Source organism: Cobetia sp. ICG0124 (genome assembly GCF_004006355.1).
Taxonomy (GTDB): Bacteria; Pseudomonadota; Gammaproteobacteria; order Pseudomonadales; family Halomonadaceae; genus Cobetia; species Cobetia marina.
This window is the reverse complement of the sequence record NZ_CP024893.1, coordinates 1,357,487-1,379,001: the sequence shown is the minus strand read 5'-3', so window position 1 is coordinate 1,379,001 and position 21,515 is coordinate 1,357,487. Positions and strand designations below refer to the sequence as shown.

The 21,515-nt window shown below is 63.4% G+C and carries 17 protein-coding genes and 2 pseudogenes; 12 read left to right on the top strand and 7 right to left on the bottom strand.

Annotated features, from left to right (window positions below; genetic code table 11):
• Entirely contained in the window at positions 1 to 582 is a 582-nt protein-coding gene (locus tag CU110_RS06325; protein ID WP_127734986.1) for a LysR family transcriptional regulator, read from the bottom strand.
• A gap of 195 nt (positions 583 to 777) precedes the next feature.
• Between CU110_RS06325 and CU110_RS06320 the strand changes: the two genes are divergently transcribed.
• Together CU110_RS06320 and CU110_RS06315 are read left to right on the top strand one after the other, a co-directional pair.
• A complete protein-coding gene (locus CU110_RS06320) occupies positions 778 to 2,187 on the top strand; it encodes a sodium:solute symporter family protein (protein WP_164850293.1) in 1,410 nt (469 codons plus the stop codon).
• A gap of 244 nt (positions 2,188 to 2,431) precedes the next feature.
• Complete coding sequence (locus CU110_RS06315; RefSeq protein WP_084208380.1) at positions 2,432 to 3,718, top strand: FAD-binding oxidoreductase; 1,287 nt, start codon at positions 2,432 to 2,434, stop codon at positions 3,716 to 3,718.
• 121 nt (positions 3,719 to 3,839) lie between these two features.
• On the opposite strand, the gene CU110_RS06310 is transcribed toward CU110_RS06315, so the two are convergent.
• Complete coding sequence (locus tag CU110_RS06310; RefSeq protein ID WP_084208379.1) at positions 3,840 to 4,028, bottom strand: CopG family transcriptional regulator; 189 nt, start codon at positions 4,026 to 4,028, stop codon at positions 3,840 to 3,842.
• 207 nt (positions 4,029 to 4,235) lie between these two features.
• Here CU110_RS06310 and dauA point away from each other — a divergent pair, with 207 nt between their 5' ends.
• Entirely contained in the window at positions 4,236 to 6,161 is a 1,926-nt protein-coding gene (gene dauA / locus CU110_RS06305) for a C4-dicarboxylic acid transporter DauA (protein WP_127734984.1), read from the top strand.
• On the opposite strand, the gene CU110_RS06300 is transcribed toward dauA, so the two are convergent.
• From CU110_RS06300 to CU110_RS06285, 4 genes are all read right to left on the bottom strand, one after another.
• Positions 6,055 to 6,756: a FadR/GntR family transcriptional regulator gene (locus CU110_RS06300; RefSeq protein WP_077377578.1), complete on the bottom strand. Its 702-nt coding sequence runs from the start codon at positions 6,754 to 6,756 to the stop codon at positions 6,055 to 6,057. The genes dauA and CU110_RS06300 overlap by 107 nt on opposite strands.
• A gap of 107 nt (positions 6,757 to 6,863) precedes the next feature.
• Positions 6,864 to 8,384, bottom strand: a complete 1,521-nt coding sequence (locus tag CU110_RS06295; protein ID WP_240499699.1) for a tripartite tricarboxylate transporter permease — start codon at positions 8,382 to 8,384, stop codon at positions 6,864 to 6,866.
• A complete protein-coding gene (locus tag CU110_RS06290) occupies positions 8,384 to 8,854 on the bottom strand; it encodes a tripartite tricarboxylate transporter TctB family protein (RefSeq protein ID WP_084208377.1) in 471 nt (156 codons plus the stop codon). Before CU110_RS06290 ends, CU110_RS06295 begins: the two co-directional genes overlap by 1 nt.
• Positions 8,855 to 8,930: 76 nt before the next feature.
• A complete protein-coding gene (locus CU110_RS06285) occupies positions 8,931 to 9,896 on the bottom strand; it encodes a tripartite tricarboxylate transporter substrate binding protein (RefSeq protein WP_084208376.1) in 966 nt (321 codons plus the stop codon).
• A gap of 461 nt (positions 9,897 to 10,357) precedes the next feature.
• Between CU110_RS06285 and CU110_RS06280 the strand changes: the two genes are divergently transcribed.
• The 8 genes and pseudogenes from CU110_RS06280 to CU110_RS06245 all read left to right on the top strand — a co-directional run.
• Positions 10,358 to 11,134, top strand: coding sequence for an SDR family oxidoreductase (locus tag CU110_RS06280; protein ID WP_054557138.1), 777 nt, complete (start codon positions 10,358 to 10,360; stop codon positions 11,132 to 11,134).
• A gap of 49 nt (positions 11,135 to 11,183) precedes the next feature.
• Positions 11,184 to 12,850: pseudogene (locus CU110_RS06275) on the top strand (aldehyde dehydrogenase (NADP(+))).
• Complete coding sequence (locus CU110_RS06270) at positions 12,850 to 13,929, top strand: sugar kinase (protein WP_127736755.1); 1,080 nt, start codon at positions 12,850 to 12,852, stop codon at positions 13,927 to 13,929. The pseudogene CU110_RS06275 and the gene CU110_RS06270 overlap by 1 nt, the downstream one beginning before the upstream one ends.
• A 7-nt stretch (positions 13,930 to 13,936) precedes the next feature.
• The gene (locus CU110_RS06265) at positions 13,937 to 14,950 is read left to right on the top strand and encodes a D-glycerate dehydrogenase (RefSeq protein ID WP_084209670.1); all 1,014 of its coding nucleotides are present in this window, start codon (positions 13,937 to 13,939) and stop codon (positions 14,948 to 14,950) included.
• Positions 14,951 to 14,954: 4 nt separating this feature from the next.
• The gene (locus tag CU110_RS06260) at positions 14,955 to 16,037 is read left to right on the top strand and encodes a LacI family DNA-binding transcriptional regulator (RefSeq protein WP_240665498.1); all 1,083 of its coding nucleotides are present in this window, start codon (positions 14,955 to 14,957) and stop codon (positions 16,035 to 16,037) included.
• A 73-nt stretch (positions 16,038 to 16,110) separates the two neighbouring features.
• A complete protein-coding gene (locus CU110_RS06255; protein WP_084208373.1) occupies positions 16,111 to 17,175 on the top strand; it encodes a TRAP transporter substrate-binding protein in 1,065 nt (354 codons plus the stop codon).
• Between the two features lie 53 nt (positions 17,176 to 17,228).
• On the top strand, positions 17,229 to 17,846 hold the full coding sequence (locus CU110_RS06250) for a TRAP transporter small permease subunit (RefSeq protein WP_077377595.1): 618 nt from the start codon (positions 17,229 to 17,231) through the stop codon (positions 17,844 to 17,846).
• A pseudogene (locus CU110_RS06245) lies at positions 17,843 to 19,063 on the top strand (TRAP transporter large permease); the annotation flags it as partial. The gene CU110_RS06250 and the pseudogene CU110_RS06245, both read left to right, overlap by 4 nt.
• Here CU110_RS06245 and uxuA read toward each other — a convergent pair.
• Positions 18,986 to 20,323, bottom strand: coding sequence for a mannonate dehydratase (gene uxuA / locus CU110_RS06240; protein ID WP_127734978.1), 1,338 nt, complete (start codon positions 20,321 to 20,323; stop codon positions 18,986 to 18,988). The pseudogene CU110_RS06245 and the gene uxuA sit on opposite strands and share 78 nt — an antisense overlap.
• A gap of 267 nt (positions 20,324 to 20,590) precedes the next feature.
• On the opposite strand from uxuA, the gene CU110_RS06235 reads away from it, so the two are divergent.
• Entirely contained in the window at positions 20,591 to 21,337 is a 747-nt protein-coding gene (locus tag CU110_RS06235) for a ribonuclease activity regulator RraA (RefSeq protein ID WP_077377604.1), read from the top strand.
• Positions 21,338 to 21,515: the final 178 nt, after the last annotated feature.

The following is a 21,515-nucleotide window of genomic DNA, read 5'->3' as shown; positions in this document are numbered from 1 at the left end:
TCAAGGTACTCTGATGGTGCTGATCCAGCGTGATGATGGTTTCCCCGGCCAGATCCTGTGGGCAGGCACGGCCAGTGCCATGCAGAGCTGATACTCCTCCAGCACCAGCTCCTCGACCGCGGCGTCTGCCTCGATGACCCCGAGGTCAAACTGGCCCTCGGCGACCCACTCGGCGATCTTGCGTGAACTGAACGTCTGCAGCGACAGACGGCTCCTGGGGAAGTCGGCAAGATAGCGTGACATCACTCGAGGCATCACCGTCGGCGAAAGCCCCGGCATCGAGGCCACGGTGAGCTTGCCGGCGTGACCATCACGCAGACCATCCGTCAGTTCATCCAGATGCCCCACCGATGCCAGCACCTTGTCGACACCCTCCGCCAGATGGACGGCTTCCGGTGTCAACTGGGTGCCATAGTGGTTGCGGCGAAAGAGCAGAAACCCGACGTCACTCTCCAGATTGGCGATCGCCGTGCTCACCGCCGGTTGCGTCAAGCCAAGCCGACGCGCTGCCTGGGAGAGACTGCCCGTGCGCACCACTTCCTGGAAGATCTGCAACTGACGCAGGTTATGTCTGAGTTTCATGACAACTGGGCTCTTGTGGCGGGGCGGACGCTTGGGACTGGATGCTCAAGACTAGCCTCTCGTGAATAGGCTCTAAATTGTTCTTATGACTTAATAGACAGCCTTTAGTTGTGCTTATACCCCCAGCGGGAGGAAGCTGACCAGACCCTCATAACCAACAACAAAGGGCCACAGACAATGCACACGATCGACCTCATGGGGCTACTGCTGTATTTCGCCATCTTGCTGTATATCGGCTATCGCAGTGCCAGGAAGACATCCAGCAGTGCCGACTTCGCTGTCGCCGGCAACAAGATCATCTGGCCGGTGCTGTTCGCCACGCTCGCCGCTTCCTTCCTCGGCGGGGGTGCCTCGATGGGTCGCGCCGGCAAGGCCTTCGACGAAGGCTACGCCTTCATGTTCGCGGCCTCCGCCTTCCCCATCGCCACCATCATCGCGGGCCTCTACATCGCGCCACGCCTCAAGCGTTATGCAGGGGCACAGACGGTCGGCGACATCATGGCGCATCACTATGGTCGCAGCGCTCGCCTATTGACCGGCATCTTCTCGCTGATCTTCTGCATCGGCATCCTCGGCGCCCAGGCGCTGGCCATCGGCACCGTCTTCAATGCCATCCTGGGCATCGAGATCAGCACCGGCATCCTGATTGGCATGGCAGTGGTACTGGTGTACTCCACGGCCGGCGGCATGTGGGCCGTGATCCAGACTGACGTGGTGCAGTTCGTGATGCTAGCGGTCTTCCTGCCCATCACCATGATCGTCGGGCTCGACAAGATCGGTGGCCCCGAGGCCTTGATCGCCGCGCTCCCCAGCGAGCACTTCAGCCTCATGGGCGATTACACGCCGCCGATGTTCCTCAGCATCTTCATCGCCTTCCTGCTTGGCGAGACCCTCGTCCCGCCCTACACCCAGCGCGCCCTGTCCGCACCGGATTCCCGTCATGCCAGGATCGGCTACTCGCTGGCCGGTGGTTTCGGTCTGCTGTTCTATGCCGTCAGCTCCACCATCGGCTTGATCGCGCTGGTGCTCTATCCGCAGATCTCGCCGGATCAGGCCATGCCGGAACTGATCCGCGACGCTCTGCCGCTGGGGCTGACCGGGCTGGTGCTGGCCTCACTGCTGGCGGTGGTGATGTCAACGGCGGATTCCTATCTGAACTCGGCAGCGGTCATCTTCGTCACCGACATCTACAAGCCCTTCATCAACCCCGCCATGTCCGGCAAGCAACAGCTGTGGATCGAGCGCGGCGTCAATCTGGCCATCGGCCTGGGCGCCATCGTGTTCGCGCTTTACGCCACCTCGATCATCGATGCGCTGCTGCTGAGCTACGCCCTGTGGGCGCCGACCATCCTGCTGCCGTTCATCTTCGCCGTGCTGTTCAGGATTCGCTGCAAGCGTGCTGGTGTGGCCGCGATGATCGCCGGCGCCCTGGCCACCAGCATGTGGAAATGGAGTGGCCTGGAACTGGAAGCCCTCACCGGGCTCACCCCACTGATTGCTGGCGTCATCGTCAATATCGTGGTCTTCACCCTCGTCTACCAGTTCTTGAACGCGGCGCCAGACCACAACGGCAAGAACGCCCCGATCCAGCCCACCCACTCCTGAGGACCTGACCATGTTCGGATTCACTCTCTACACCATCTGTCTGCTGAGCATCCTCACCGCCGTGGTCATCGCCATCGCCTCCTGGAAGTTCTACCGCGACAACTGAGCCATCGGCAGGGTCTGTGCCGCTCGACCAAGGCTTTCCAAGCTCTGTCATGGCCCTGTCACGACCCTCACACCGTCTTCATCACGCTGATCATGTCGGGCAATCCGCCCGGCATGACCGGCAAAGAGAGTACGCGCGATGACCCCGCAATCCCCCGCCGCCCGAGTGTCGAGCCACGACAGCATTGCCGTCATCGGCGCCGGCATCATCGGCCTAGCGACCTGCCGCGCCTTGCAGGCACGTGGCTATCACGTTCATTTGTATGACCCGAATCCCGTCGGTGAAGGCACCTCCTTCGGCAACGCCGGTCTGATCGCCAACTACGCCACCTCGCCGATGGCCAGCGGCGACACACTGCGCCAGCTGCCGGGCCACCTGCTGAGCAGGCAGCCCTCCCTTGCCATCGCCCTGCGCCACACCCCCGCCCTGGCGGACTTCGGCTGGCGTTTCCTCAAGGCGGCAACGCCCACCAATTTCCAGCGCCACAAGGCAGATCTGATTGCCTTGCTGGCCAATGCCGTCGAACGTCAGCATGCCCTGATCGATGACCTGCAGACCAAAGCCACCACTGCGCTGGCCAGCCAGACAGGCTGCCTGCAGATCCAGCGCGACACCGCCATCACCCCGCCGGCGCTGGAGAAGATGGCCCAGGCCAAGCGCCGTGACGGGGTCGAATGTCAGGCGCTGGGCGCGAGCCAGCTGCGGGACATGGAACCGTCGCTCAACCCGAAGGGGCTGGCAGGCGGCCTGTTCTTCCCTGACACCCGCCACCTCACCAGCCCGCTGTCACTCAGCCACCAACTCTTCGTACAGCTGGAAGAAGGTGGCCTTGAGTGGACGGCGCAGCAGGTCGACGCCCTCACGCCGCTGACCAGTGGTGGTTGGCACATCGACACCGCCACCACCTCCCACGAGGTCCCGCATGTCGTGGTCTGTGCCGGTATCGCGAGCAACACACTACTGGCGGGACTCGGCAAGCGTCTGCCGGTGGTCAGTGAGCGCGGCTATCACATCGAACTCGCCACCCAGCTGCCACTCTCACGCCCGGTAGGCTGGCTGGCGCATCACTTCTACGCCTCGCCAATGGCGGAAGGCATTCGCCTGGCGGGCACCACCGAGTTCTGTGCGCCGTCGCGCCCCGCCTCGCCACAGCGCTGGCAAGCCCTCACACGATGGGGCGAGACACTCTTCGGTCAGCCCCTCGACGTCGCCCGCCACTGGATGGGGGTGCGCCACTCCACCCCCGATGGCCTGCCGGTAGTGGGCGAAATGCCTGGCTGCCCCGGCCTGCTTCTCGCTTACGGGCACGGCCATCTGGGCCTGACACTCTCGGCCGAGACAGGGGATATCGTGGCCCGGATGGTGGCAGGCGAGCCCCTGCCGGACTACGCGCGCAGCCTGTCACCAGTCAGGTTCTGCCAATGATCTCGCCTATCTGAGAGAGCTGGGTGAATGGCCTGGCCCATGAACGTGAAAGCCCCTGACAGGTTCGCCTGTCAGGGGCTTCTTGTCTCTTGCGTCAGCGCAGCCCTTCACACCCGTTCTTTCAGGAAGATGGCGGTTGCGGACGCCCGGGCTGGGAGGCGTACTCGACACCATGTGCCTGCAGATACTCGCGGATCAACTGACGAACGACCTGAGAGGGCGTCTGGTCCTGCGTGGCACACAGTTGCTCGAAGGCCTGCTTCTTGTGGGGGTCAATCATCAGGGTCAGACGTGCGGTCTTCTTTTCCATCCTCGGCTCTCCCGAAACCATTAACATCTGATGGTAATACCGAGGGTCCGGTACAGACAAGCCAATCCCGACAGGCCAGCTCTCTGACACTGGGGGGCGGATGACGAACATGCCAATGACATGTTAATGTTTTTACCATCTCTTTATCATGAGATCGTGCCAGCACCAGAGTCAGCGTAGCGTCTCCCTCCGCGAGGACCCACCACCATGACCCCCAAGCGCTCTCCCATGCGCCTCCCCCGCATCGCCACCGGCCTGCGCTCCGCCTGGCACTCAGGCTACGGCCTCACCGATCTCCGCCAGGATATCCTGGCCGGGCTGACCATCGGCACCGTGGCGGTGCCGCTGTCCATGGCACTGGCCATCGCCGCCGGCGTCGCACCACAGCATGGCTTGTACACGGCCATCGTCGCGGGGGCGATCATTGCCATCACGGGCGGCTCACGCGTCAACGTCTCCGGCCCGACAGCGGCCTTCGTGGTGATCCTGTTCCCCATCGTTCAGCAGTACGGGCTCGGTGGCCTGCTGATCGCCACCATGATGGCGGGCGCCATACTGGTCATGCTGGGGCTGGCGCGCATGGGGCGACTCATCCAGTTCGTGCCCTATCCCGTCGTGCTGGGTTTTACCGCGGGTATCGCCGTCGTGATTGCTGTCTTGCAGGTGCCTGACTTCCTGGGGCTGAGTGTCGGTCAGCTCGGCGAGCACTTCGTGGAGAACGTCGGTCAGATTCTGGCCGCCCTGCCGACACTGAATCCTTTCGAACTGTCCATCGGGGTCTTTTCGCTGGTGGTCATGCTGCTATGGCCGCGACTTCACCTCCCGATTCCCGCGCCGCTTGTGGGCCTGTTCGTCGGGGCACTTGCCGCCTACGCCGTCAATCACGGCCTGGGCGATGACTCACATGAAATGCTGGTGCAGACCATTGCCTCACGCTTCAGCTGGGAAACGCTGAACGACAGTGGCAATGGCATCCCTCCGATTGCCCCGGCATTTCTGGCCCCCTGGCACCTGCCCGGAGCGGACGGATATCCACTGCCACTGGATTTCACCCTGATCCGCGCATTGCTGGGGCCTGCCATCGCCATCGCCATGCTGGGCGCCATCGAATCCCTGCTGTGCTCGGTCGTGTCTGATGGACTGACCAGGACACGCCATGATCCGGATGCCGAACTGATCGGCCAGGGGCTGGGCAACCTGGTGGCGCCGCTGTTCGGAGGCATCACCGCCACCGCCGCCATCGCTCGCACGGCCACCAACATCCGGTGTGGTGCCCGCTCACCGCTGGCCGCCGTGGTGCATTCCGCGGTGGTGCTGCTGGCGGTGATCGCGCTGGCGGAACTGCTGGGAAAAGTGCCGATGGCCACACTGGCCGCCTTGCTGTTCATCGTCGCCTGGAACATGAGCGAGGCTCGTCACTTCGTGCATACCTTGCGCTCTGCCCCCGGTGGTGACGTGGCGATCCTGTTGATCTGCTTCGGCCTTACCGTGCTGTTCAACATGGTACTGGCGGTGGCGGTTGGCATCGGCCTGGCGGCGGCGCTGTTCATCCGCCGCATGATGCAGCTCACCCAGACCCGTCAGATCATTGACATGCCAGAGACAGACACGCCAGAGAACGATGAGCCAGAGAGCGATCCTCCACGCCAGACGCATGCCCGGGGAGAAGACACCCGAGCGATTGCGCTCTATGACATCGACGGCCCCCTGTTCTTCGGCGTGGCGGAAAAGGCACTGACCTCGCTGCGCCTGGTCGATGACAAGGTCCAGATCGTGATTCTCGACATGGCCGATGTACCCAGCATGGACGGCACGGCCATCGTCGCTCTGCAGTCACTGATCGATGACATGCGCCACCAGCACGTGGCGCTGGTCCTGTCGGGGCTCCCCAGCCATCTGATCGTTAAGCTGCGCCGGGCCGGCATTCGCAAGCGCACGGGAGAGCTGACCTGGTGCCGCAACCTGCCACGCGCCTTCGCGGTCGCACGGCGCTGGCTGGCAGGTGGAGCGCCCGCCCCCTGTGAGACTAGGGCGTGTGCACCCCCTCGAACATACGCCGACGCGCCCCCTCGAGATGGGCACGCATGGCGCTTTCCGCGGCGGGTGAATCCTTGCCGGCGATCGCATCGATGATCGCCTGATGCTCATCCTGGACGATCCGCAGGCGCTCCTCGGAGGCACGCAGTGACAGACCGCGCGTCAAGTTCATGCCTTCCTTGATGCTCTGATTCAGCGAACGCAGCACGGTGGCGTAGTAGTGATTGCTGGCGGCTTCGGTAATCGCGAGGTGGAACTCGAAGTCTTCCTCGGAGGCGCGATCATGATTGAGGTTGGCCTGATTGATGGCCTCGAAACGCTGACGTATGTGCTCCAGCTGCTCTGGCGTGCGCCGCTGCGCGGCGAGGCCCGCCGCACTGGCCTCGACATTGGTGCGAAACTCGAAGCAGCGTTGTATGTCGGCGATGCTGGAGATCCGAGCGAACTCGAGCACGGCACTGTCAGGCCGATTGATGACGAAACTGCCAGACCCTCGCCGCGACACGACGAGATTGTCCTCGCGCAGACGCGCCAGGGCATCCCGCAGTACCGGGCGGGATACCTCATACAGCTCGCAGAGGCGCGCCTCGGTCGGCAGCTTCTTGTTGACGGGATAGTCACCGCTGATGATGGCGGCGAGTATCTTCTCGTAGACCACCAACGACAGTGAATGCTTGGCTGCGTCACTCATCGTGTCATGTCGCCCTTTCTCATCACTCTTGGTCCACCTTCAGGCATGTCAGATGGTGTGCGATTCTACCGGAAACCCTGCCGCATGAGGAAAGGCTACGGGGCAGCTCAGGCATCCTGAGGGAGCTCCGATGCCGGTGTCTGCGGTACTCGACGCCCTGCTTTCACCCCGTTGACGATGATCATGGTCCAGACCGCCACTGCGGCAATCGCCAGCACCATGGCGATGGGACGATCCACGAAGGCCGTCAGATCCCCATTGGACTTGAGAATCGAGCGCATGAAGTTGCTCTCGACGATCGGCCCCAGAATCACCGCCAGAATCATCGGCCCGACGGGGAAGTCGTTCTCGGCCATGAAGAAGCCCACCAGGCCGATACCGAGCATGATCCAGATATCGAACATCGCATTGTTGGCTGCGAACGCCCCGACGATGCAGAACATCAGGATCAGCGGGAACAGGATACCGGTGGGAATCGACAGGATGTGTCGCGCCCCGCGAATCGCCATGAAGCCCAGTGGCAACAGCAGCAGATTGGCCAGCACGAAGACCATGAAGATGGCATTGACCAACGGCGCCTGGTCGACGAAGACGTCAGGACCCGGCGTGATGCCCTTGGTCATCAGGACGCCGATGATGATCGCCGTGACCGTATCCCCCGGGATCCCGAAGACCAGGGCCGGAATATAGGCACCGGACAACGAGGCATTGTTGGCGGAACTGGCCGAGACCAGGCCTTCCGGATGTCCCTTGCCGAACTTCTCCGGTGTCTTGGAGAGCTTGCGACTCACGGCGTAGCTGATCCAGGACGCGATATCGGCACCGGCGCCCGGCAAGGCCCCGATCACGGTCCCCAGGGCACCGCCGCGAACGACACCGCCCTTGTATTTCCAGAGCGCTGCGCCAACGCCTTCGAAGGGACGCTTGATGACGGGCGGCACCAGCGGCGCGGTATTGCGGGTTTCCGGCATGCGACGGATCAGCTCGGAAATCGCGAACAGTCCGATCAGCACCGGCAGAATGGAGATACCGGCCAGCAGGTCATAGTTGCCGAAGGTGAAACGCATCTGACCCGAGACGCTGTCCATGCCCACCATCGCGATGACCAGACCCGCCAGCATCGAGATCCCGCCCTTGAGCGGGTCACTGCCGGAGACGAGGATCGCGCAGGAAAGCCCCAGCAGCGCCAGCCAGAAATATTCGTCACTGGTGAACTGGATGGCGAACTCGGCAATGCGCGGCGCGAAGAAGGCCAGGATCAGCACCCCGATCACCCCACCGATCATCGAGCAGGTCACGTTCAGCCCCAGTGCCAGCCCGACCTTGCCCTGCTTGCCCATCGCATAGGCTTCCTCGGTATAGACCGCCGAGGCTGGTGTGCCGGGAATCCTCAATAACGCCCCGGGAATGTCGCCGGCCACGATGGCCATGGCAGTCGCGGACACGATGGCGGCGATGGCCGGCAGCGGCTCCATGAAGAAGGTGACCGGCACCAGCAGTGCCGTGGCCATGGTGGCCGTCAGGCCAGGGATGGCGCCCATGAAGAGCCCGAAGAGGGAGGCTGCCAGAATGATCAGCATCACTTCCCACGTGAACACCATCGTGGCGGCTTGCAGTAAGTCACTCATCAGTAGATCACCTTTTCCAGCAGGCCCAGCTCAAGCGGAACGTGCAGCAATTGCCCGAAGACTTCCCAGATCACTCCCGTGGCCACCAGCGCGATACCCCCGGCAGGCAACCAGCGACGATGATGGAAGGCATAGAGCAGCAACGTGAGCAGCACGAAGGACACCACCGGGAAACCGATGACTGGCGTCAGGTAGATATAGGCCACGATGGAGGCGCAGATGGCCGCCAATGTCATGATGAAGGTGATCAGCGGCACAGGGTGCTGCCAGGCAAACCAGACTTCACGATTGCGCAGCCCACGGACGAGCAGGATGGCTCCGAACAGCATCAGCAGTGCGCCGATGACCGTGGGAAAGGTACCGGCCCCATATTCCTGGCGCGGCAGGTTCTTCAAGTCGAGGGAGGCATATATGACGGCAGCCCCAAAGGCTGCCGTCACCACACCCGTGACCTTGTCGTTGGTACGCATGTGCGGTTACTCATGAAGACTCAGGAAGAAACGGTCGAACACGCTGAATGGCAGACGCTCACGGCGACCCGCGCGTTCAGTTGGCCAGGCCCAGCTTTTCGATGGTGGCAGCGTTCTTCTCATCCTGATCTTTCATGAAGGCACGGAAACCTTCGGCATCTTCCCAGACGGTGCCGTAACCGCGACCGGACATGAAGTCCTGGAACTGCTCGGACTTCCAGACCTTCTCGGTGGCTTCCGACAGGCGTGCGGTCACCTCTTCCGGCAGCCCCTTCGGCCCGACCAGGCCACGCCAGGAGCCCTGGCTCCACTCGGAGCCGGTCAGCTCCTTGGCAGAAGGCACATCCTCGAAGGAATCGACGCGATCATTGGCCAGCACCGCCAGCGCCTTGACGCGTCCGGACTTGCGCATGGACTCGATTTCCGGAAGCGAGGAGAACACGATATCCACACCACCGGCTGCCAGCTCCTGCAGACCCGGCGCGGCACCTTCACTGGGCACCAGTGTCACGTCATTCGGATTGATGCCCTGCTGATCCAGGAAGCCGGCGAAGGACAGATGATAGGCAGCCCCGGGCGCGGAGCCGGAGACGGTGTAATCGCTCGGATTGGCCTTCAGCGCCGACAGCGCATCATCCAGGGTCTTCCACTCGGAATCGGCGTTCACCGTGAAGGAGGCGTAATCCAGATTCAGCAGCGCGATGGGCGTGAAGTCCTCATAGGACAGCTGCGCGGTACCGATATGCTGGTAGGTGGCAATCTCTGCGGTGCCAAGCCCCAGGGTGTAACCGTCGGGGCGCGCCATCTTCATGGACATGTGACCCACCACCCCGGAACCGCCGGTCTTGTTGACCACATTGACAGGCTGACCGAGCTCTTCCTGAAGACCCGCCGCCAGCTGACGGCCGACCGCATCGCTGCCACCACCGGCAGACCATGGCACGATCAGCGTGATGGGCTTGTAGGGATAGTCGGCTGCCATCACCGCGGAAGCGGACAGGGTCAGCACGGAGGCGCAGAGGACTTGTGACAATTTACGCATGGCGAAGACTCTCTCGTTGTCTTGTTATGGAGGCGTTGCGTGGCTATGTCTGTTGCGGCATTGCAGCGTGGGACAGCCGTCATGAAGGTTGGCGTTGGCTGCCCCAGGCACTGAGATCAGTGTCAGCGGGATGCACGAATTTTACAAGTTATGACAACTTGAACTTTAGACCAATCCAAAAATGAGCATCAGGAGGGAGGTAAGGGTTGGCTGTCGTGGGGGTCTGACGGGATCTACCTCTAGGATAGCCGAACCGGGCTAGCGAGACCCTTATCCAATGGCCGCAATGAACTGCACTAAAGCACTACTCGCCAGTTGTAATTATTTGTTTGTCGATCGTGTCTGCCTGGGCTAAGGTGACTCGTGCCGAGAGGGAGCCAATGCTCGCCGCAACTTCCTCCACCTTTCATTCGCCATGCCGCCTCCAAGAGCGTACGGCTTTCCACCGTCAGGAATCCCACATGTTCACCGATCTCAAGCAGAAGAAAGTCCTCATCACCGGCTCCACCAAGGGTATTGGTCTGGCAGCCGCCGTGGCCTTCGCCCGTGAAGGGGCAGTGGTCGGCATCAACAGCCGCCAGCAGGATGACGCCGCTCGCGACGCCATCGCCCAGATGGAAGCCACCGGTGCCCGCTTTGAATATTTCGCACGCGACCTGTCCACCAGCGAAGGCTGCGCCGCCCTGGTCGAGGACTTCACCAAGGCCTTCGGCGGCATGGACGTGCTCGTCAACAACGCTGGTGGCCTGGGCGTGCGTGCCGGACTCGAGAGCCTGGATGATGCCGCCTTCGACCTGGTGATGGACCTGAACCTGCGCTCCGCGATCATGACGACCAAATATGCCATGCCGCATCTGAAGGCCTCCGCCAAGGATTCCGGCACCACCGCCAGCGTCATCAGCACCGGCTCCATCGCGGGTCGCGAGGGCGGTGGTCTCGGCGCCTCCCTGTACGGCGGCACCAAGGCCATGCTGCACAACCTGCACCGCAACTGGGTGAAGGAATTCACCAAGGACAACGTGCGCTTCAACATCGTGTCGCCGGGCACCATCGATACCGTCTTCCACGCCGACAAGAGCGAAGAGCTGCGTGCCAAGATCGCCGGCAGCATCGCCATGGGCCGCTTCGGCACCTCCGAGGAATGTGCACCGACCTTCCTGTTCCTCGCCTCCCACGCCACCAGTGGCTACATCACGGGCCAGGTGATCGACATCAATGGCGGCCAGATGTGCCCGTGAGGCATACCGCCCCCACGAAAAGAACGCCCCACGAAAAGAGAGACGCCTTATGTCACCTTCCGATCAGACGACACTGCGCGGCCACCAGATCATCGGACAGCGCAGAGTCTGCTGGCCGACGGCAAGCCGGTACACGCCATCAATCCTGCCAACGGTGAGCGCCTGGCGCCGGGCTATCCGGCCGGTGGTGCCCGTGAGGTGGAGCTGGCCTGCCAGCTGGCACACGACGCCTTTGACGGCTTCCGGGAAACGGATGCCTGAAACCCGCGCCGCCTTCCTCGAGACCATCGCCGAGGAAATCGAGGCCATCGGCGAGCAGATCACCGAGCGCGCCCTTCAGGAAACCGGCCTGCCGCGGGCTCGTCTGGAAGGGGAACGTGGCCGTACCTGCGGTCAGCTGCGCCTGTTCGCCATGGCGTCGTGCGTCGCCGGTGAGTGGCTGGATGTGCGCATCGACCCGGCCATGCCGGAACGCAGCCCGATGCCGCGCGCCGACCTGCGCCAGCGTCGCATCGGCCTCGGCCCTGTCGCCGTCTTCGGGGCCAGCAACTTCCCGCTGGCCTTCTCGGTGGCCGGTGGCGATACCGCCTCGGCACTGGCGGCTGGCTGCCCGGTCATCGTCAAGGCACACTCCGCTCACCCGGGGACGTCCGAGCTGGTCGGTCGGCGCCATCCAGCGTGCCGTGACAGCGTTGTCAACCTGCCGGAAGGCGTCTTCTCGCTGCTCTACGGCAGCGGCAACACCCTGGGTCAGGCACTGGTCAATGATCCCGCGCATTCAGGCCGTGGGCTTCACCGGATCACGCAGTGGCGGTACCGCACTGCTCAAGACCGCCCAGGCACGTCCTCAGCCGATCCCGGTCTACGCCGAGATGAGCAGCATCAACCCGGTACTGCTGATGCCGGCCGCGCTGGAAGCCCGTGCCGAAGGGCTGGGACAGGCCTTCATCGCCTCGCTCAACATGGGCGCCGGCCAGTTCTGCACCAACCCGGGACTGGTGCTGGCCCTCGAAGGCGAAGCGCTGGAGCGCTTCCTCAAGACCGCCGTCCCGACAATGTCGCGGCCAGTGCCGTGCCAGACGATGCTGACGCCGGGCATCCACGATGCCTATGCCGGGGTGGCGTGGAGAAGCTCTCCGCCCTGCCCCAGGTATCAGGAAGTCTGCGCAGCGGCGCACTGGATGGCGACAACGCAAGTCCGTGTCAGACCGCGCTGTTCCGCACCACCGGCGAGCGACTTCCTTGCCAGTGAATCCGCATTGCAGGAAGAAGTCTTCGGTGCCAGCTCGCTGGTCATCGCCTGTCGCGGATCTGGACGAGATGCGTGCAGGTCTGCAGAGCACCTGGAAGGCCAGCTGACCGCCACCCTGCACCTGGACGATGCCGATCATCGACGCCGCCCGCACCCTGATGCCGGTGCTCGAGCGTCGCGCCGGTCGCATTCTCGCCAATGGCTGGCCGACGGGTGTCGAAGTCTGTCAGGCGATGGTCCACGGTGGCCCCTGGCCGGCAACCTCTGACAGCCGCACCACCTCGGTGGGCAGCGCGGCCATCGAACGCTTCCTGCGTCCGGTGTGCTATCAGGATCTGCCTGAGGCACTGCTGAGCCCGACCCTGCGTGACGGCACCATTTCCATGACGGCGCGGCTTCGCCAGCCGTGTCGTCATGCAGGACAAGCACAAGGAACGGCTCCAACTACACAGGACACGCCATGATGTCTGAGCAAGCCAACGCGTCATCGACGCCATACTCATTCTCTTCTTCCTCGCCACTGGAAATCCTCGCCTTTGGCGAAGCCATGGCGCTGCTGGTCGCCGAAAGCGAGGGCGATCTTGCACAGGTCTCGCACTACGAGCGACGCATCGCCGGCGCCGATACCAACGTGGCCATCGGCCTCGCCCGGCTGGGATTTCATGTCGGCTGGCTGAGCCGCGTGGGCGACGACAGCCTCGGGCGCTATCTGCGCCAGACCCTGGAAGACAACGGGCTGGACTGTCGCCACCTGACCCGCGACGGCGATGCCCCTACCGGCCTGATGTTCAAGGCACGCGCCAGCCAGGGGGAAGATCCGCATGTCGAGTATTTCCGTCAGGGCAGCGCCGCCAGCCGCATGAATGCCAGTGACGCCGATGGCATCGACTTCAGCGCCCTGCGTCACCTGCATGCCACCGGCATTCCGCCAGCCATCTCCCCCAGCTGTCGTGAACTATCGTTCCATCTCTTCGAACAGGCCCGCCAGTCCGGTGCCAGCATCTCCTTCGACCCCAATCTGCGCCCTACCCTGTGGTCAAGCGAGCAGGAGATGCGCGACACCCTCAATCAGCTGGCAAGCCGCGCCGACTGGGTGTTGCCGGGGCTTGCGGAAGGCGAGCGACTGACCGGCCAGAAGACGCCTGAGGCCATCGCCGGCCACTATCTCGAGCAAGGCGCCAAGGCCGTCATCATCAAGCTGGGCCCTGAGGGCAGCTATTACCGCGGGATGATCGGCGGCCAGGAAGCCGCCTTCAGCGTCCCGGGTCTGAGGGTCGACAAGGTCGTCGATACCGTGGGGGCAGGCGATGCCTTTGCGGTAGGTGTCGTCAGCGCACTGCTTGAAGGGCTCTCGCCGAAAGACGCCATGCATCGCGCCAATCTGCTCGGCAGCCGTGCCGTTCAGGTGCGGGGGGACATGGAGGGCCTGCCGGATCGCGCGACGCTCAAGGCGCTCGAAGCGGGTGATGCCGTCAGGTCAGTTCATCGCCCACGCTCTCAAGGAGGCAAGGATGCATGCACAGCACTACTCGGCCCGAGGTAGCAGCCATATGACAAGTGACGCTGACGAGTGCGTGACCCGCCGCAAGGTCGTGGTGCTCAAGGCGCTGGATGATGAGCAGATGGCCACCCTGCGCGAGCGGCATGACGTCGTGCTGCTGGAGGGGCATGACAGCGCCGAGGCGCTGGATGCGGCACTGCACGACGCCCTGCACGATGCCCACGGACTCATCTGCTCTGGACACAGGATCACGGAAGCGCTGCTGGATGCCGCCCCCGCTCTGCGGGTGATCTGCACGGTCTCCGTGGGCTATGACAACTACCCGCTTGAGGCGATGGACGCGCGCGGCATCCTGCTGTGCAACACCCCGGACGTGCTGACCGAGACCACTGCCGATGTCGGCTTCCTGTTGATCATGGCCACGGCACGACGCGCGGTGGAGCTGGCCAACATGGTGCGCGACGGCCAATGGACACATGGCCTCACACCGCCTCACTTCGGTACGGACGTGCACGGCAAGACACTCGGCATGGTGGGCATGGGCCGTATCGGCGCGGCGATCGCGCGGCGCGGTGCACTCGGCTTCGGCATGCGGGTCCAGTACTCGAATGCTTCCCCCAAGCCTGCGCTGGAGAGCGAACTGGGCGCGAGCCGCGTCGAACTGGACACCTTGCTCAAGACCAGCGATTTCGTCTGCGTCACCGTCCCGCTCAGCGAGCAGACCGAACGCCTGATCGGCAGACGCGAGCTGGAACTGATGCCCGCCAGCGCCATCCTGATCAACATCGCCCGCGGGCGTGTCATCGATGAAGCGGCCTTGATCGAGTGTCTCGAGCGTGGCGGTATCCGCGGCGCCGGGCTGGATGTCTTCGAGCAGGAGCCGCTTCCGGCAAGTTCACCGCTGACGCGCCTGCCACAGGTCGTGGCGCTGCCGCACATCGGCTCTGCCACCCACGAGACACGCCGCGCCATGGCGCAACGTGCGCTGGACAACCTGCTGTTGGCACTGGCGGGGAAATCGCCGCTGAGTGCGGTCAATGAAGCCAGCTGGACGCGCCGGTAGACCGGTGTCATCGCAGGCCCCGTCATCACAGGTCCCGTCATCACAGAGCGCCTCGAGCAGCATCACGCTTCAGGATATCGCGGCACATGCCAAGGTCTCGCGCAGCACGGTCTCGCTGGTGCTGCGCGAAAGCCCGCTGGTGGCGAAACGCACCCGCGAGAAGGTCCAGGACTCCATCAAGACACTGGGCTACGTCTACAACCGTGGCGCCGCCGCCATGCGCGGCAGCCGCACCGCGACCCTGGGCGTGGTGGTCTATGACATCGCCAACCCCTTCTTCGGCTCCATGGTCGCGGGGATCGATGCCGCCCTGCATCAGGAAGGCTATGTGTCATTTCTCGCCAACAGCGAGGATTCCCCTGAGCGTCAGCAGCGCTTCATCGAGCGCATGCGTGAACATCGTGTCGATGGCCTGTTGCTGTGCCCCGCCGAACACTCAGACCCGAACCTGATCCATCAACTGGCCGACTGGGGCATGCCCTGCATCCAGGTGATGCGCTATCTGGACGCCCCGCCCTTCGATTACGCCGGTACCGATTTCCGGCGCGTGGCCGAGATGGCCGTCAATCACCTCGTCAGCCTGGGCCATCAGCGCATCGCCTTCATCGGCGGCGCGGACCACTCGGTCAGTCATGACCGCTGGCTGGGTTATCAGGCCGCGCTGGATCATCACGGCCTGAGCTATCGCCGCCTGGTGCGCGGCAATGGCGTGACGCGGCGCGTCGGCCATGAGCTGATCAAGACCCTGATGCAGGAAAGCCCTCGCCCGACGGCCGTGGTCTGCCACAACGACCTCGTGGCCTTCGGTGCCATGCTGGGCCTGCGCCAGATGGGGCTGGAACCCGGTCGCGACTGTGCCGTGATCGGCACCGATGATGTCGAGGAAGCCGAACTGGGCGACCCGCCCCTGACCAGTATCGCCACGCACCCCTACGCCATCGGGGAGCAGGCGGCGCGACTGGCATTGCGACGGATCGCCAATCCCGGCGGCGAGCGAGAAAGCGTCATCATGCCGCCGGAACTCAAGATACGCCGCTCCTGCGGGAGTCCTGACGACGCCATCGTCGAGATGCCTCGCCCGGACTGACGCCAAAACTGCAAGACGGAAAGACAGAAAGACGCAAGGCACAACAACAAACAACGCCAAGGAAAACGCCATCATGCTGAATTGGATCAATCCAACTACGTCCACCCCTGCCATTTCCCAGCGCTCACCTGTGGGCACCCGACTGTCCAGAGGGCTGAGCAAGGGGCTGGCCGTCGCGGCCACCACCGGCACCCTGCTGGGCGCCACGCTCGGCTTCTCGGCCAGCGCCCAGGCAATGGAGCTGCGCTTCGGCCACGCCGGCACCGAAGATACCGCCTACCAGCTCGGCGCCGAGCGCCTGCGAGACCTGCTCGCCGAGAAGACCGATGGCGACATCACCATGACCATCATGGGCAACTCGGTACTGGGCCATGAAACCGAGATGTTCGAGCAGCAGATGGCCGGCGCGCTGGACATGTCCATCGTCAGCCCCGGGCTGATCACGGATTTCTCGCCCACCGCCAACGTGTTCACCATCCCGTTCCTGTATCGCGATGTCGACCACTGGCAGAAGGTGCTGGATGGCGAGGTCGGGGAAGAAATCGCCCAGAAGATCAGTGACGAGACCGATGTGAAGGTGCTGGCCTATTTCGGTGGCGGCAAGCGTCACATCGTCAGCTCGCGCGAAGTCACCTCACTCGATGACCTTAAGGGCCTCAAGCTGCGCACCAATCCGACCAAGCCGTTGATCGTCGCCTGGCAGGCACTCGGGGTCGAACCGAGCGTGGTGGCCTGGAAGGAGATCTACACCGCCATCCAGCTGGGCGCGATCCACGGCCTGCTCAATGAGCCGGAATGGACACTGCGCATGCGCTTCCACGAAGTCGCCCCCAACATCGCGCTGTCCGAGCACGACATCACCGTGCGCCTGCTGACCATGTCCAAGATGTCCTGGGACAACCTGGATGAGCAGCAACAGCAGACATTGATGGAATCCGCGCACGAAGCGGCGGCCTACGCCCGCAAGGTGCAGCTGGAGCAGGACGCGGCAGCCCTCGCGGAGCTGGAGAAGCAGGGTGCCAAGCTGCATGAGATCGACCGTGAGCGCATGCAGGAGATCGTCGCCGAGCCGCTCAAGGAAGTGATCGCCGAGATGGGTCTGCAGGACATCTACGACAAGGTACGCGCCGTCAGATAAGGCATGTCAGGCGGGGCGCCCTTCCCTCGCACTCTTCTTGAGAGGACAGTGCCATGCCTTCTGTGCTCGCAGGGCTCTCACGCCTGAACCGGACGCTCGAACGTCTGCTCTATCTCGTCTTGCTGGTGCTGCTGGCAAGCTTCATCGTCTTCATCATCTATCAGATCGCCAGTCGCAACCTGGCCTTCCTGCCTCGCCTGTTCTGGACCGAGGAATTCAGCCGCTTCGCCTTCCAGTGGATGGTGATGCTGGGCACCGCCGTCGGGGTGCTGCATGCCGATCACTTCGTGCTCGAAGCCTTCCCTCGCGGCAGTCGCGCCGACCTCGTCACGCGCTGGATCCGTGATCTCGCCTGCCTGCTGCTGGGGGTACTGTTCATCGTCCACGGCAAGGACTTCGCGCTGTCGGGCTTGCGCCGCAGTGCCATGGCCTCGGGGCTGTCGATGATCTACGTCTATTCGGTGTTCACCGTCAGTGGCGTCTTCATCGTGCTGTTCAGTCTGCAGCGACTCTTGCATGCCTGGCTCTACGGCATGACCGCCATGGAGGCGGCACTCAATACGCCCAACGAGGCGGAAGAACTGGCGACGCCGGAGGAGACGCAGGCCGTCCTGTCCCCCGTCATCGCCGGCCATGCGCATGACGCCACTGACCGGAGAACACTGCCATGATGCCAATGGACTGGCTCTACCTGATGCCCTGGCTGCTGTTCGGCGTGCTGGGCATCCTGATCGTGATCGGCATTCCCATCGCCATGGCATTGGTGCTGACGGCGACCACGCTGATCCTGCTGGACCCGCGTCTGACCTACTGGATCATGTTCCAGCGCATGTACAACGGCATGGATTCCTTCGTGCTGCTGGCCGTGCCGCTGTTCCTGCTCGCCGGCAACCTGATGAATGCCGCGAGGATCACCGACCGCCTGATCACGCTGTGCATGCGACTGGTCGGCCACTTCCGTGGTGCGCTGGCTCACGTCAATGTGCTGGTCAGCATGCTGTTCGCCGGGGTCTCCGGCTCCTCCACCGCTGACAGTGCCGGCGTGGGCACGGTACTGATTCCGGCCATGAAGCGCGAAGGCTATCCGGTCAGCTTCGCCGTCGCGGTCACTGCCGCGTCCTCCGTGATGGGCACCATCATCCCGCCGTCGATCAACATGATCGTCTGGGGTGCGCTGACCAACACGTCGATCGCCGGCCTGTTTCTCGGCGGCATTCTGCCCGGCGTGATGATCGGCGTGGCTCAGCTGCTGCTCAATACCCGCTACGTGCGCCGCTACAACGTGCCGGTACGCAAGCGTGCCACCCTCAAGGAGCTGGCAAGCTCCGGCAAGGATGGTCTGCTGGCCTCAGGGATTCCGATCGTGATCATCGGCGGCATCACCCTGGGCATCGTGACGCCGACCGAAGCCGCGGTGATCGCGGTGGTCTACGCACTGGTGCTGGGCTTCGTGATCTATCGCGAGCTGGATCTCACCAAGCTGCTCAATGCCTCCACCGACACCGTCAGGCTGTGCTCGCTGTCGCTGTTCAGTCTGGTGGGCGCGGCCATCTTCGGGTATCTGATCAGCTTCTATCAGATTCCGCCGAAGCTGATGGCGGGCGTCAGCATCACGGACCCGACCGTGCTGCTCATCGTGATGACCATCGTGCTGCTGGTGATCGGCACCTTCATGGACGCCCTGCCCGCGATGGCGATCATGGCACCCATCTTCTACCCGCTGGCGATGGCGGCAGGCGTGCACCCCGTGCAGTTCGGTGTCATCGGCGTCATGGCGCTGGGCCTGGGGCTGATCACGCCGCCCTACGGCCTATGTCTGATGATTTCCGCCAAGATCGGCGGCATCCCCCTGCTCAAGGCCATGGCGACCACCATGCTGTACCTGGGCGTGATGCTGGCCGTGATCGTGTTGATGATCCTGTTCCCGGAATTCGTGCTTGCGATCCCGCGCCTGATCGCCCCTGATTTCGTCTAGCGCCAGTCTTTGGATCGCCATCTCGAGGCCACGGATTTCCGCCAGCCCTTTCATGCGCCCATACAGCGGGTACCCCGGGCGGGTCTCGCGGCGTGCATCGTCCAGGATGTGGTGGCCATGGTCCGGGCGCATCGGCAGGGGGGCTCCACCAGACGCCAGGCGGCGGCGCTCTTCTGCCACCAGCACACGGATGATCTCCACCATGTCCAGATCCCCCTCGAGATGCTGTGCTTCATGGAAGGAGCGCTTGTCCTCGCTGTCACGCCCGGTGGCTCTGAGATGAGCGAAGTGGATGTGAGAGGCAAAGCGGCGCGCCATGATGCTGAGATCAATATCCGGATTGGCACCGTAGGAGCCGGTACAGAATGTCAGGCCATTGGCCGGGCTGGGCACGACACCCAGCAGCCAGTCGGCATCCACCATGCTCGAGACCACGCGCGGCAGGCCAAACATCGGCCGTGGCGGATCATCGGGGTGAATGGCCAGTCGAATGCCGACCTCTTCCGCCACCGGCACGATGGCCTTGAGGAAGGTGGCCAGATGCTGGCGCAGGCGCGCGGCGTCAATTCCGTCATAGGCTGCCAGTGCGGCGCGGAATTCCGCCAGGCTGTAGCCCTCTTCTGCACCGGGCAGTCCTGCAATGATGGTGCGGATCAGCCTCTCGCGACCGGCATCATCCAGTGTTTCGAGATGCTGCCGCGCGGCCTGCTGCTCCTCGCTGGTGTATTCGCGCTCGGCACCGGGGCGCTCCAGCAGATAGAGATCAAAGGCTGCGAAGGCATCCTGATCGAAGCGCAGGGCCGTGCCACCTTCCGGCAGCTGCCAGGCGAGATCGGTGCGCGTCCAGTCCAGTACCGGCATGAAGTTGTAGCACACCGTGGTGATGCCGCACTCCGCCAGATGGCGCAGCGACTGCTGGTAATTGGCGATATGGCGATCACTGCCGGGCGCTGCCTGCTTGATGCTCTCATGCACCGGAATGCTCTCGACCACCGACCACCTGAGACCGGCCGCCTCGATCTGCGCCTTGCGCTCGCGAATGGCGGCCAACGGCCAGACCTCGCCATTGGGTATCTCATGCAGCGCCGTGACGATACCTGTCGCGCCAGTCTGACGAATTTCCTCGAGCGTGATGGGATCCTCGGGACCGAACCAGCGCCATGTCGCTTCCATGTCATCTCCTTGACGGTCAAAAAGGCGCGTGCCCCACGACGTCCTTCGCGTGCCATGCCGGTCAGCCATGGTGATGAGTGCCATTTTCGCTTCCGACACTAGACTTATTGATCATCCAAAGTTGTCAATATTTGTTTGATCAGTCATCTCAAGCCCCCTATAGTGATCTCGGAAACCCCATCAGACGCACGTGTCGACTGATCACTCTGGCCAGGCACGTTGCCGAGAGCCGAGCCTCCTTACCCATAGACTGACGACGGACGCCATATGACTGCCATTACTTCTACCGAGCACGCCAGCTACGCCGAGCTCTCCTCCGTGACCCGCGAGCGTTTGATGCGCGCTTCCACCGCCTCTCTGCACACCCTGCTCTTCAAGCGTGGCCTGCGAAACACCTTCATCCAGAACGTGGTGCAGATGAACCGCAAGACGACTCACATGGTGGGCCAGGCCTTCACACTGCGTTATATCCCGGCACGCGAAGACATCGACACCGTCGCCGCCTTCCGCGATCCCAAGCACCCGCAGCGCCTGGCGGTGGAAACCGTCCCGTCCGGGCATGTCATGGTGTCTGACTGCCGTCAGGATGCCTCGGCCGCCAGTGCTGGCAGCATCCTGCTGACCCGCCTGGAGTATCGTCAGTGCGCCGGTTTCGTCTCCGACGCCGGCATCCGGGATTCCGGCGCCGCTGCCGAGATGAACCTGCCGATCTTCTGCGCCAAGCCCAGCGCCCCGACCAACCTGACCAAGCACCATGCAGTAGAGTTGCAGGTGCCGATCGGTTGCGGCGGCGTGCCGGTCTTCCCGGGCGACGTGCTGGTGGGCGACGCCGATGGCGTGATGGTCATCCCGCTTGAGTTGGCCGACGAGATCGCCGAGGAAGCCAGTCAGATGGAAGATTTCGAAGATTACGTGCTGGAGAAAGTCCGTAACGGCACGCCCGTGATCGGCCTGTATCCGCCGACGGACGAGGCCCGCGCAGAATTCGAACGCTACATGGCAGCCAAGCAGTAATCTGCATGTCGCCCATACCGTCTTGTCCACGGTAGCCCCGGACGACAGGTCACGCCGGCCTGTCGTCCACCGCCCCTCCTGCATCAATGCGTATCGAGTGACCACAACCATAACAACACTGGAGTCGTGCCATGCTCTGTCAAGACAATCGCCAAGACACCCGTCCCGCTCCCGTTCA

What these genes read in the sequence shown, in the direction of transcription:
- CU110_RS06325 (WP_127734986.1), bottom strand. Translation starts at nt 582, where the DNA reads ATGAAACTCAGACATAACCTGCGTCAGTTGCAGATCTTCCAGGAAGTG.
- CU110_RS06320 (WP_164850293.1), top strand. Translation starts at nt 778, where the DNA reads ATGGGGCTACTGCTGTATTTCGCCATCTTGCTGTATATCGGCTATCGC.
- CU110_RS06315 (WP_084208380.1), top strand. Translation starts at nt 2,432, where the DNA reads ATGACCCCGCAATCCCCCGCCGCCCGAGTGTCGAGCCACGACAGCATT.
- CU110_RS06310 (WP_084208379.1), bottom strand. Translation starts at nt 4,028, where the DNA reads ATGGAAAAGAAGACCGCACGTCTGACCCTGATGATTGACCCCCACAAG.
- dauA (WP_127734984.1), top strand. Translation starts at nt 4,236, where the DNA reads ATGACCCCCAAGCGCTCTCCCATGCGCCTCCCCCGCATCGCCACCGGC.
- CU110_RS06300 (WP_077377578.1), bottom strand. Translation starts at nt 6,756, where the DNA reads ATGAGTGACGCAGCCAAGCATTCACTGTCGTTGGTGGTCTACGAGAAG.
- CU110_RS06295 (WP_240499699.1), bottom strand. Translation starts at nt 8,384, where the DNA reads ATGAGTGACTTACTGCAAGCCGCCACGATGGTGTTCACGTGGGAAGTG.
- CU110_RS06290 (WP_084208377.1), bottom strand. Translation starts at nt 8,854, where the DNA reads ATGCGTACCAACGACAAGGTCACGGGTGTGGTGACGGCAGCCTTTGGG.
- CU110_RS06285 (WP_084208376.1), bottom strand. Translation starts at nt 9,896, where the DNA reads ATGCGTAAATTGTCACAAGTCCTCTGCGCCTCCGTGCTGACCCTGTCC.
- CU110_RS06280 (WP_054557138.1), top strand. Translation starts at nt 10,358, where the DNA reads ATGTTCACCGATCTCAAGCAGAAGAAAGTCCTCATCACCGGCTCCACC.
- CU110_RS06270 (WP_127736755.1), top strand. Translation starts at nt 12,850, where the DNA reads ATGTCTGAGCAAGCCAACGCGTCATCGACGCCATACTCATTCTCTTCT.
- CU110_RS06265 (WP_084209670.1), top strand. Translation starts at nt 13,937, where the DNA reads ATGACAAGTGACGCTGACGAGTGCGTGACCCGCCGCAAGGTCGTGGTG.
- CU110_RS06255 (WP_084208373.1), top strand. Translation starts at nt 16,111, where the DNA reads ATGCTGAATTGGATCAATCCAACTACGTCCACCCCTGCCATTTCCCAG.
- CU110_RS06250 (WP_077377595.1), top strand. Translation starts at nt 17,229, where the DNA reads ATGCCTTCTGTGCTCGCAGGGCTCTCACGCCTGAACCGGACGCTCGAA.
- uxuA (WP_127734978.1), bottom strand. Translation starts at nt 20,323, where the DNA reads ATGGAAGCGACATGGCGCTGGTTCGGTCCCGAGGATCCCATCACGCTC.
- CU110_RS06235 (WP_077377604.1), top strand. Translation starts at nt 20,591, where the DNA reads ATGACTGCCATTACTTCTACCGAGCACGCCAGCTACGCCGAGCTCTCC.